Here is a 12,590-nt window from a genome sequence, read left to right on the forward strand (position 1 = left end):
ATTTTCTGAAGATGAAGATGTCCGTTCGTCAGATGCCTCAATAGGGAAAGTGTATAAGGAACGACCATGTATCTTAAATCCCCAATAGCTTTTGCCCCCGTTCCGTACAATCGTTCTGCAGTTCTGTATAAAATCGCTCTTGCAATTAGATCTTCATAATAGTTATTACTTACATCAGTTTCATCTGCAGATTTCATAAATTCTATAAAATTCCGTTGACGACCGCGAACTACCCACCAAGGTCCCATTTCCCATGTAATATCAAATTTTGCGAGATCTTCTTTGGCAAATTTCTGATGTTTCGGGTTTCTTGCAAGCCATTTTTTCTGTTGAGCTTTGCGGTCTATCTGAGATAATTCATCGTTATATTGCCCTCTAGCTCTTTCATAATACCAGCGGGTTTGACTTTTACCTGAGCTTGCAGGAGTCCAGACTTTTCTAGATAAATACTCCAGTTCTATATGAAATGGATGATTCGATGAAAAGTCTGCCTCGGAGACTTTGTTCTGAGTATTAGCATATTTGGAGATTAATGACACGATTTCCGGCTTTTTCCCCAGATCGCGAATAACTGTCAATTTTACCTGTACACAAACAGCATTTATGTTGGCATCCTTATATTTTCGCTGAGTCTGAAAAATGGAAGCTGTTGTCTGACCCCCATTGACAATCTGGAAATCTCTTATCGAAACAATTGACTTACTGTCCCCGGAAATTTCAATGGATTCGGCAGTAGCTGAAATACCATTGTTATAAGCCATGAACATATGGGGTTCTCTCAGAATTGTATCTCTAATACCTTTATTGATTGTTCCTCTGAATTGTAGAAAAGTTCGCACGTTCTGTTCTAAAAGACGTGCCCCATGATCTTTATAAATGGAGGCAAGAATTCTAGCAGGAATAACGCATAAATAAGATTCATAATCCTCATTCTTCTCTGGTGTTGGCAAACACGGAATCGCTTCTCCGAATGATTCAGTAAAATTAATTTCAATGGCTTGTTTACCTGTTCCTGATGTATGTATTCGGTGGATATATTCAATGTCTCGAAAGTGATAGTGGATCTGTAGATCGCCCATTTCTGATGGGTCTGGAACTTCTGTGGGAATAAGCATGTCGGACAGGACGTAAATATTCACTCTCACTATATCTTTGCTAATTTGATGCATTGTTTGAACAAAATCAAAGACAGGTGCCGTTTCTTCGATTCCTTCCATTTTTCCAGTTAGTATATTCTGCAAAAAACGGGTAGAAAGATTAATACCGGCTCTAATATCATCAGCATACAATCTGCCTAATTCGCTTGTTCCTTTGAAAATCGTAATGAAGAGATCCACGGTTTCATATCCTTCGCTGAGAGCGTAACCATTTATTTTGTGTACTCGATTTCCAATACTGTTTTCACGTATTTCACGGCATGGTATGGCAGCTTCTGTTTCTCCAGCTTCTTCCATATATTCAAGAATTACTTCTGTGAATTTTTCCTCTCGAATACCTCCTGTTTTATCAGATTCTATCAGATCAGATATATCTTGTAGTAACTCAGTCCTAAAGCGATTTATTTCAGTGTTAGTGGCAGACATTTTATTCAGTTTTTGTGTTTATTAATCTTTCTAAGGATTCGTAACTATTTCCATTCTTCCAATGGAATTCTTTGAACGGATCAATTGATGATGAATCAATAGAAAGTGAGTGACAAAAAGTTTGGTGAACTTCTTCAAATGATCCTCCATAACTAATTTTTGTCTTTGTTTTATTAGTGTCTTTTTCAGTTAATGGAAGGATATTAAATTTCAATATTTTCTTTTCACCATCGTATTCTATACATCGTATTGGAGATGTTAATTCACTAATATACTCACGCTCAACACCTGTCTTTGCGTGTTTTTTCTTCCAATATATCTTTCTTCCAGCTTCTAATAGAATTGTATTATTCAGTTTTTTCAATTCATCAATTATTTCAAACACCAGTTCTAATTCTCTTCTATAAACAGGACTATCGAGATCATCATGCGATAAAGGGTTCATGACAACTCTTAAGCAACTTTTTAATTTTTCAAAAGGATCGAATGTGAAGCCATTTTCATTAAGATATGATTCAAGTCTTGAGATTAGCGTATCTAACTTTGAAACAGCTACAATGTCGCCGCTTGAAAGTGCATCATACTTCTTGTAGTCAGGTAAGAAACGTTTTATCAATCCTTCACAAATTTTACGCTGATAATTGGCACAGGCAGCATATTGCTTCATCCTAAAGTAATACTTGGATTTTTCTATATCATCTTCTCCAGGTAACCATGCGGGGAGATCAAAGCCTTTTGAGTGACGGTCAATATACATTTCTTGAAAATGCCATCTATTGTTTCCCAAATGGTTTTTGGCCAGTTCATACCATTGTCGATCATAAGTAGTTAAGAAAATCTGGTGATCGATGAAGGTTTTTGATACTGTTCCTTGAATAATTGGATTTGTCAGGATGTCTAGCAAGGGAATTCTGTTAGAATTATCAAGTCCTGTAAAGATGTCGTCTAGAAAAAGAATCTTGTAATCAGGGGAAGGTACGGAAAGGTGTGCTGCAAGAAATATACATACCGCTAAGGCAGATAAACGGGCTTCATTTAGAAAATGATGATATTGTTCTCTTTGTTGATTCAAGTCTATTCCGAAATAAGATACGTTTACCTTTATTTCGGGCCTACTTTTCTTTAATGATTCTTCCGTAAGTTGAGAAAAAGACACCTCCATTGAATGATCAAAATAATGGAGTAAATGATTCAATGTTTCATTCAGATCTGCTAATATTTGATTGGCGCTTTGGGTAAAATCCTTGAGATTTATTTCGTCAGGACTTGTCCGGACAACCTCTAACAAAGCATTCATTTTTAGGTTTGTTTCTGGTCTGGAATAGACAGGGGTAGGAAGGTCAGCCAAAAGCCCGTCCATTGCAAACAAAAAATCAAATAGATTCACTTGAGGATCTTGAACAAAATGGACGCGTAATAATTCCCTGTAAGTCATAAAACTTCTGCCACGAGCAACAGAACGAAGAAGCTCATCGTTTACACGTGTCCGATGTATATCGCTAGAAAAAGAAAATGTTTTTTCTTCGTTTTCTTTTTTGAAATCGGCTTGAATAAAAGGTTCTTCATCTAATTCTAGTTCTTGAGAAAAGACATTCTTAGTAAAGTGATAATCCGATTCAACTGATGCCCTAAACAGATCGTTCAGCGCTTTGTAAAAGGAACTTTTTCCACTTCCGTTTTCACCATAAATCAAGAGATTCTTTCCACCCTTGAGGTTGATGAAATATTTAGAATGCGCTTCTTCCTTCTCATTGTAAAAAGCTCTGTAGTTATTAATAGTGATTCGGCTAATTTTCATTTTAGGATTATTGGGTAAACACGGCTTTTATACTTTTTACTTTTTCATGGCTATCCAGATAATAGATCGTTTTACGCACAGAATGATCTCTGTCGTAAAGTACTTTAAACAGTTCTTCTGCCAAGGCAGCTCTTTTTTCTTTTATTGGTAAGTCTTTCGGAATAATAGATTCGAAGGATTCGTATAATGATTGTTTTTCCTGCTGCATGGATTCGGAAAAATACGTGCAGAAAATCAATGCATCCAGCATAGCAGCAAAATAAGATCTGATTGTACCAGTACCTAAAGCTTGCTCATTTCTGCCTGCTGCAACCATTAATTCATACAGATGATCATACAACCACAACTGATTTTCTTCTGGATAAACAAGTGGAAACTTGTAGAGCACTTCATTTTTAATAAAATAAGTGTCTTTTTTCTGCTCACCGTTCACTCGTACCCAAGCTCCAAATAAGGTTGAATTGAAAAGTGCTGAGAGAAACCGTGCCTTTGAAGATTCCGAGCGTATTACCCAGCAACTATCTGGAAAAGCAGCAGGTTGATCATGATAGCAAAATGTAACATATTTTGAACGTTTCAGACCGACGATATAATGTTCATTTTCTGTAAAATCCTGCTCAGTTTTAACTATAACCGAAGTAGGGTCATTCAAGTAGAACTGCTGAATCTCCTTCTCTGCATAAAATGGTACGGAGGTTAATCCAGATGCTTTTTCAGTAGTTAATATCACATTTGTATGTGATTTAAGTACCTCACTCAATTCATCATTTCCAGGATAGTATGGAACTAAACCACTATGAAAATCAGTTTCTTTCAAAACATTCTGATAACTGTTTTCAATGAGACTCCTAAATGTTTTTTCACTTAGAGAACTTTTCCTGTTTGAATTACTCTTCTCAAGGTCATCTTCATCAGGATCGATATCATCCATATCCATCTCTTCTGGATAATCATACAATTGTTCCTGAAAAACTTCATTTACGGCATAAAGAACCTTTTCTTCGTTCTCCATGTATGGAAAGCTGATCGCTAGACCAATAATCGGAACATCACTATATGCAGAATCTTCTGTGCGAGGTTTTGGGTTCAATGGGTAAATCAATAATAAGGCGTTAGCTTCGTTCCTGTTTTTTCGGATACGTAAAGGACTAGGATGCTCGGTGGAAGTCTCTTTTCCGCTTTCAATCTTGTCTTTAATGGTTTCATCAAAGGCCTTGCTCAATTGGTCGTCATTGAGATCAATGTATTCGTGAAAGTTACCGATGATGTGCGCCTTTGTCAGCTCATAGTAAGACGATGTTTTTTCAGAATCGTCTTTCCGGAAGGAAAGGCCTATTTTCTGGTCTCCGAATATAACCTGGTTCTCATCATTGGCACTGCTATTCCTAATCAAAGCAATGGTCCAGTTAATAAGCTTATTATTTAGAGCCTGTTTTTCTATATATTCCCTTAGCAAACCTGTGTGGAAAGATGGCTGAGATGATTGATATGCCGTAAGATACTCGATCACGTTTCTGAAATTATTTTGACCCCGCCAGACCAGAGATTGCTTCTTGAGGTGTTTGCTTTCATTCGCAACACCATCTGGAGTTCCGAGCTTTTTGATAAGTTGTTGAGTGATCAAATGATTTTGTTCGAAAAAGTCCTTTCGTGTTTTATCGAACTGCCAGGTTTCTTCCAGATTTCCTGAGAAACCAAAGGACATCATCTTCTTATAGCGGAATTTATTGGATGCAGTAATAGTTAAGACTCCTGTATGCGCTCTGACTTTCAAACCATAATCACGGGGTTTCTTTTTTAAGAGCCACATACGATCAAATTCCGCCCGCATCTCTTCGGTTGCAGCTGTAATGTGTTTATAATTGCTTACTAAGTCTCCCGTTGTGAACAAGCGACAGAGATCCAGGTAACCTGGACGATATCCAAACCAACGACCCATTTGCATGAGTGTATCATACATTTTGGAAGCCCGTAAGTAATAACTTACGGTCAAGCCCTCTAATGTAAGTCCACGTGATAGTTTGTTTCCTCCAACAGCAATTACCGAAAGTCCTTTTTTCTGATTTTCATAGTAATCAAGTGGTTGTATATTCTCTTGTTCCAGTCCTCCGAGTAATTTTGATCCATGAACAGCACGTACTCTGATCTTTGTTACTGCTGGAAGCAATTCCTGTTCCAGTTCGGTCCAATTTATCAATGTCATTCCTGAATCGCCGAAGCCGGGGAGTGATATTATTTCCTGCGTTTTAGGAATAAATTCGCGTTCCCACAATGTTTTCAACTCCTCCAAGAATTCGCGATTCCTAAATTCAATTCTGTTTTTATAGCGAAAAAGCTCCTCTTCGATTTTCAAAGCGATGTGGTTTTGCCAATCTATAAAACGTGTAATGTGCACCAACATTGAATTATGTACATTCACTTGCCCTCTTGCGCGTCGGGCAGCACAAGACAGGATAAAATACTGAATGGCTTCTTTTAAAGAATCAGGTAATTCTTGTGGTTTTGCATCGTCTTTTTTATGCCCATCCGGAATATAATTGAAGTTGGTTCCACGAATACTTTCTCTACTTACTTCACTATCGTAATAATCTTTTGGCTGATTATCATGAATTGGTTCGTATAAATGAATTGGTAGTGAATTCTTAACAATCTCATCTTCTTCATCAGATGCACTTTCATATTGTTGATCTTCACTGACAATTCCGAAAAACTTCTCTGGTCCGATATAGTTGGAAGGAGGGGGGATATTGACAATAAAATCCCTTGGAAACAAATCTTCACCGACCGGATAATCTTTATTACCGACAATAATTTTCAGTCCTTTTCCAGGTTCCTTTTCATCTTTTGGAAGTGGAATAAATACATTAGCATAAGGTGTTGCCGTATATCCCACATAGGCACTCTTTCGAAACAAACACAATAATGCACGGATTGATCCATTAATGGAAGAAACGCTGCTTTTACTAATATTGATAGATGCATTATCGGCCTCATCATCAATCAATAACATTGGAAGGTGATTGATGATTTTGTGATCCGTTCCGGAAACATCTTCCCCGACCTTAGCAGATAACCACTGTATCAAGTTCTTTAACACAGCGTTGTTTTTCTTAACTACTACAATTACAGGATCAGTCCCTCTGAGATTCAAGTTGATAGTCTCAGCTACATTTTTCCGAAAGTCGCCGTTTAATGCACTGCTCGTTAATGAGTGAGCAGGAACAGTTGGGTCTAATCGACCCACACCAATACGGTTATTGGACTGGATAAAACTCCGACTTGTTTCAGTATCATATCCCAGAAATCCTTCGTCGATTCGCAATTGGGTTTGGCTTCGTAACGAACTATGAATACCTGCAAGGACTATTATCAATTTATAACCGGCATCTGCCGCCTTCGTAATTAGTCCAACATAATTAGATGTCTTTCCGGATTGAACATGCCCCACAACTAATCCTCGCTTGTCAAATTCATCGTGAGCATCAGGATCAGCTAATCTATCTAAAATATTGTCTGTTAGTTCATCCAAACGAGAAATCACTTTAGGAGCTATTTTTTTATCATCTTCTAGATAAGTCTGATAACGTCTCCAAAATCGTCTTGATGATGCGTTTTGTGACCATTTTTCAGTAACCCACGGTTCAATCTTGTCATTATCCAGAATCCGAGGAGCTTCTTGAGACACTCCTGTGACTTCTACCAATCTTGAAAATAGTAATTCCTTATCCTCATTACTTAATGAAAGTAACTGACAGACTTTTTTAATGACATCATTTATTTTTTCGACTGTCTCAGGTGGGTCAAGATCCAGCAGATTCCGGCAGATTTTCTGCGCCTGTTCCAAAACTTTCTGATCACTCATAATCCAATGTTTCTATTAATTGCTGATAATCACTGAATGGCTCTGTCATAAGTAATCTTCGCTTAATTAGTTCGTCGCTCATCCCTTGCTGTTTCCATCCGACAGCAAGTTCTTTCATCAATGAAATGATTTCTATATCTGCTGTTTTTTCGAAAGGTTTGAGCATGTTATCCGGAAATTCATTTTCTTTAGCAATTATAGCGGGACCGGGAACTGTTTCTTCGATTATCTTGAGCAATTTCTGAATTTCTTTTTTCTTGTCGGGAAGTTCATTCAAGAGTTTTTCAATAACAGGATGCTCTAGATTGATTCTGAAAAAATATCGACCATCTTTTACTATTTCTTTCCAAACAAATGAGAAATCTCCAGTTAATGATCGCTGGATTTGCTTCCCCCTATGCCTAAAAATCTGTTCAGCTTGAGTAACTACACTCATTGCGATAGCTTTCAGTTGCGGACGCAAAGTTAGCGGAGGTCTTGCTCTGGATTTTTTGATGTCAATCTGCCATTCATGATCAACATTGTTTGGTAAATCAATCATGATTCTGGCTAATTTGTAATGAGATTTTTTACGTGTAATTCCTAGCCAGTCTGCAGCAAGTAGTAAGCGTTCATTTCGATAAATGTAAAAGCCCTGCAAAGCATCCCATCCACCTTCTCGTTGTTCGTTATCTATCCATACGGATTCGTCCAGTTTTGATCGGTGCGGAAGGATATAGGCCTTTATTTTTATAGAACCATTTTCCATAATTTCTTCCGGAAATGGTTGGGTTGCCGTTTCACCCCGCAGGAATGGATCCCAAGCTTTAACCGGAATATCGTTAAAGATGATTTTGAGTTTCCCAGTTTCCAAATACCGGTGAAAGACCATTTCAATATGTCTTTTTACTTTTTCAGCAACTAAATAAAAATAATCTTCCGTATATTTCTTTTTGTTCAACTCAATTATCCGGTCTAAATAATCCCAAGATACCAAAGTTCCCTGATCCATTTCTTCGATCAGTTCAATGTCTCCTTTTTCCGCGACATTCAGAATTGTCCACCCTTCTGTTTTAGGAGAGGTCACATAATCTAAGTCCCATCTCCAAAAGGTAAGCGATTCTGACTTTTTTTTAGATATAACCGTAAACATTCTGCATTGAGACAGTGAAGCTGTTTTTAATCCAAGACCAAAACGTCCTAGATCACTTAAATCTCTTGCGGATGCAGGACTTTGACTACCTGGACGCATCGCTTGAATAAGCTCTTCTTCAAACATTCCATTTCCATCATCCTTAAAAACAATACGTGACTTGTTGCCATCCCAGATAAAATTGATCCATACTGTGGTTGCTTTTGCAAAGATTGCATTGTCTATGATATCAGACACAGCGGCTTCTGTAGAATAACCAAGATCACGAAGACTCTCCATCATAGATCCAGCTGGTGGAGCAGCATCTTGTTTTCTTATCTGTTCATAATTCCTCTCTTCCATAGGCTGCACGATTAATTTTTTGTTTCAGTTCTTCCAGAGAAAGGGTTATTCCTTTTCGGCGGTGCACCATCCTGTGACAATTGGCACAGAGTACGATAAGGTCATTCAAAGAATTGGTCATTCTTTCTCCTGTTTCGTTATCGCCAAGAGGTGTCAAATGGTGGACTTCGATATAACCATTTCCCCAATCTCCATATATTTCCCCGAAATTGAAATTACATGCCTTACATGTTGTACCATGTTGTTTAATAGCCCTCTTTCTAAGCGCAGGATCTCTTTCCGGTTTACTAGATATATATACTTTTCTACCTCCTTCTGTTCGGCTTTCGCCTTCTTCATCCTTCTGAAATTGATCAGTTTCAATTTCTTGATCAGTTGTGTTTAGGATAAATCTGAAGTAGCTCTGAAAAGCACTTCTAAGATCCTTTCGACGCTTATTATCTTCACCTATATGTAATTCCATACTGATGACCTCTAGTTCTTCAATGTTTGTTACTTCGTAAAGGGAGCGATCTTGCTTGTTTATAGCAAACTCACTGAAGATAGTGTTATCAACTTGATTAGCATATGTCTGAATTGTGTTTCGTTGATAAGAAGTCCCATCTGGTTTTAGACCACCCTCAAGCCATTGTATGAACATCCTTTTTCGCGATTCTAAAATATCTTTTTTAATTGTATCTGCGACATCCTTCAATTGATCTCTCTTTCCTGAAAATTCATTCCAAATATCTTTTTCCAGTTTGCCACCACCAGTCATTCCTTTACTTGAAGAAATCGGATCTATTCGTTTAAAATTTGCTAACTTCAGAGAAACGCTGCTTATACTTCTTGAAAATCCAGAATTCAGATTCGATAAAGAAAGGAGATTACTCAATTTCTTGATGTCGGGATTCTTACCATCCATCTGTCCAAAACTCAAACTAAAATAAAGGTTGAGCGCAAGTATCAATTCATTTCTATTCCAATCTGGATTCTTCATAACTATTGATTTTGAATCTGCTGATTAACAAATAAATAGTGAAGTAGCGCATATCCTGTATTCACACTTAAAGCATTTCCTGCCTGTTTGTATAACTGATGTTCACTTACGCCTGAAGCAATTGCATTCTGATAAAAATCCTTTCCGAAACCTTGTAACTTCAAAGCTTCCCAGGGGGTAAGTTTTCTAACTGGGGTCGTATAAAGTACTTCTTTATCTGTTTCTTTATGAGAATGATTGTGTTGAATAAAATCATCAGAATAGTAATTGTCTTGACATGCCCTATGCATTTTTACCATAGTTGCTGTTAGGGTTCTGGCAATGTTTAAGTCTATCTGAGACTTACTTCTGAAATTTTTTGATCCGTCTGCTAGAATTGTGTGTTTGATTTTTTCCGATAAGTAATATTTACTATCTACTTTCTTATCCAAAACTTCTAGTACATCATTAAATATGTGTAAGGAATGATCCTGAATCGATCTAAAATTTTCAGCAATTGCTCCTTCTGTGAGTTCGAGATCAAGAGCTCTTTTACTACAGACAAAAAAAACTCTTGCTCTCCGTTGTGGTAATCCAAAATTTTGTGAATCGAGCAACACATAGTTTACATATCTATATCCATGCTCTCTGAAAAAATCAAGAATTTTTTCAAGAGTAGCTCCTTTGTCATGTTGCAAAATATTCCGAACATTTTCAAGAACAATAAATTCTGGTGATTTTTTGGCTAATAACTCATGAACACTAAACAAAATTTTCCCTCGTTCATCTTCAAGACCAAGTTGTTTTCCTAATAAACTAAAGGACTGACAAGGAAAACCTCCGAGCAACAAATCAAACTCTGGGAGCGTTTGCAAATTTTCCTCACTAGAGGTGAAGTCCATCACATTGTTCATTCTGAGTTCTCCATTTAGATCATAGTTACTCTCATATGTTTTCAGTGCATGTGAGTCAATTTCTGAAAAGGCAATGCAATTCATATCGATACCGGTATCTCTTTCAAGAAGATCTGCTGCGCGTCTAAATCCGCCAATTCCCGAAAATAATTCTACGTATCTCATTCAATAAAATCTTTTATTTCAAGGGCAATGGTTTCAGCAAGTTTTACTGGAACTGCATTGCCGATTTGTTTGTACCAACTGTTCAGATTTCCTCTGAAAACATAGTCATCCGGAAACGTTTGTATACGTGCTGCTTCTCTGGGACTCAATCCTCTTGGTTGCTCGGGATGTATATACATATGACAATCAAACTTCATGTGAGAAGTTATCGTCTTTGAAACTTCGTCTCGTTTCAGTTTGTAATATTTATCTTTGAAAATGTGTTCACGATTTTTGTAAACAAGAATATCTTGAATACACTCATGTAAAGAATTTGCTCCTTCAGGAAGACGGCGGAATATCTCCAAATCGTTGTCGTTATTGTAACGAGATTTGTGATTCCAAAGATATTTACTGCTCTTTCCTTTATTGATATCCTTTAAAAAATAATTTTGTTCAACGGTAATGCCATTAACTGTATAACCATTATCATCACTTTCATAATCAATATTCAATTTATTCGGATTCGTACCAATCTCGGGTAATCCAAAAAGTGCATCTCCGAGTTTGTACCCTTGTCCGTTATAGTTGCCTGTTAGCAAACGTGTTTTTATCTGTTCAATACTGAATACATCTTTGCCTCCAATAAGGATGTAGCGGATTCTGCTTTGGGGAACGCCAAAGTTTTTAGCATCGAGAATCAATGGTGTAAAAAAGTATTCTTGGTTAGTTTCTAGGCGTATATCTTCTTCAACTTGATTTTCTACTTTACGCATTCCGCGTACATTCTCCATGATGAAAAATTCAGGTTTTACAATTCCTAAGATCTGAACAAAGTGTTTGTATAATACATTGCGCTCATCATCGATAAATCGTTTCTCTTGACTTGCTTGATCAATCTTGAAATTTTGTCTATTTGCGGTGGAGAATCCCTGACATGGAGGTCCTCCCGCGATCAGTTTTATTTTTTCAAGAAGCGGGTAGAATAGGTCAATGTTTGTAACGATTTCAGCTATATCACCATGAAAAAAACGATCCAGCGAGAGATTGTGATTGAAGTAATAGGTTTCTAAAGCATCCAAATAATTATCATTGACGAAAGCTGGTTTGAAGCCAGCATTTATAAGTCCTTGACTTAGTCCTCCTGCTCCGCTGAAGAAATCTGCAAATAACAACTCACCATCGGGTTCTTTTTTTAACTCAGGTAGATATTTCCATAAAACGGGATGGTTTTTAGCTTTATTCTTTCGAAGAGTGAAGTAGATATGATTAAGTCTCTGAAAAAGCGAATCACTTAACCCAGCTTTATATACTTCGGAAATTTCATTCTTTTTGGCATTTTGAATTACAATGCTTTCAATTTGAAGGATTTTTTCAATTTCTTCAGCAAGTTTAGTGGCTTTATGCTTGAATTTGTTTCGATGATATTTATAGTAGAATTCAAGCATTTAATTTGTTTTCTGTATAGGAAGCATCTTTAATTTTTTGTCACTTTTTAATACAAAAAGCTTTAAACTGGCAATTTGCCTGGTCCTCTCAAATTAATGAATGTGATTCAAGCGATAAATATAAGAAATATTGCTTTTGATGTATTTAAATATTATAAGTTTTGCCTTATTAAATAACCACCCTCTCATTATTGAGTTTTGTCAATAATCGGATTGGACTGTTTTTTTCATCTCCTTCTGTGCTTTTTTCATCTCCTTTTGTAAATGACAGAAAATGACTGACAAACCATTCTTTTTTTCCACAATCAAACAGTTGTTACCACTTTTTACCACTAACTCAAAAAAGCATAAATATTCAGTAAAAACAGGAGTTTTTAATAATTTGTTGTAACCTTGTGTAGGTTGATTG

Annotated in this window: 7 protein-coding genes; all 7 read right to left on the bottom strand. The window is 36.8% G+C overall.

Annotated elements, in window-relative coordinates:
* The coding region (locus QZT69_RS11455; protein ID WP_294674205.1) for an AIPR family protein at positions 1-1,583 on the bottom strand (1,583 nt) is incomplete at its 3' end.
* 1 nt (position 1,584) lies between these two features.
* A complete protein-coding gene (locus QZT69_RS11460) occupies positions 1,585-3,381 on the bottom strand; it encodes an AAA family ATPase (protein ID WP_294674207.1) in 1,797 nt (598 codons plus the stop codon).
* A 7-nt stretch (positions 3,382-3,388) separates the two neighbouring features.
* Positions 3,389-7,243: a Z1 domain-containing protein gene (locus QZT69_RS11465; RefSeq protein ID WP_294674209.1), complete on the bottom strand. Its 3,855-nt coding sequence runs from the start codon at positions 7,241-7,243 to the stop codon at positions 3,389-3,391.
* Positions 7,236-8,717, bottom strand: coding sequence for an ATP-binding protein (locus QZT69_RS11470; RefSeq protein WP_294674211.1), 1,482 nt, complete (start codon positions 8,715-8,717; stop codon positions 7,236-7,238). The genes QZT69_RS11465 and QZT69_RS11470 overlap by 8 nt, the downstream gene beginning before the upstream one ends.
* Positions 8,698-9,696, bottom strand: a complete 999-nt coding sequence (locus tag QZT69_RS11475; protein ID WP_294674213.1) for an HNH endonuclease — start codon at positions 9,694-9,696, stop codon at positions 8,698-8,700. The genes QZT69_RS11470 and QZT69_RS11475 overlap by 20 nt, the downstream gene beginning before the upstream one ends.
* A gap of 2 nt (positions 9,697-9,698) precedes the next feature.
* Complete coding sequence (locus tag QZT69_RS11480) at positions 9,699-10,754, bottom strand: DNA cytosine methyltransferase (RefSeq protein WP_294674215.1); 1,056 nt, start codon at positions 10,752-10,754, stop codon at positions 9,699-9,701.
* Entirely contained in the window at positions 10,751-12,181 is a 1,431-nt protein-coding gene (locus QZT69_RS11485) for a DNA cytosine methyltransferase (RefSeq protein ID WP_294674218.1), read from the bottom strand. The genes QZT69_RS11480 and QZT69_RS11485 overlap by 4 nt, the downstream gene beginning before the upstream one ends.
* Positions 12,182-12,590: the final 409 nt, after the last annotated feature.

Source organism: uncultured Fluviicola sp. (genome assembly GCF_902168135.1).
Classification (GTDB): domain Bacteria; phylum Bacteroidota; class Bacteroidia; order Flavobacteriales_D; family Crocinitomicaceae; genus Fluviicola.

Excerpts from the sequence above, each read along its gene's own strand:
- QZT69_RS11460 (WP_294674207.1), bottom strand. The coding sequence starts at position 3,381 with ATGAAAATTAGCCGAATCACTATTAATAACTACAGAGCTTTTTACAAT.
- QZT69_RS11470 (WP_294674211.1), bottom strand. The coding sequence starts at position 8,717 with ATGGAAGAGAGGAATTATGAACAGATAAGAAAACAAGATGCTGCTCCA.
- QZT69_RS11475 (WP_294674213.1), bottom strand. The coding sequence starts at position 9,696 with ATGAAGAATCCAGATTGGAATAGAAATGAATTGATACTTGCGCTCAAC.
- QZT69_RS11485 (WP_294674218.1), bottom strand. The coding sequence starts at position 12,181 with ATGCTTGAATTCTACTATAAATATCATCGAAACAAATTCAAGCATAAA.
- QZT69_RS11480 (WP_294674215.1), bottom strand. The coding sequence starts at position 10,754 with ATGAGATACGTAGAATTATTTTCGGGAATTGGCGGATTTAGACGCGCA.
- QZT69_RS11465 (WP_294674209.1), bottom strand. The coding sequence starts at position 7,243 with ATGAGTGATCAGAAAGTTTTGGAACAGGCGCAGAAAATCTGCCGGAAT.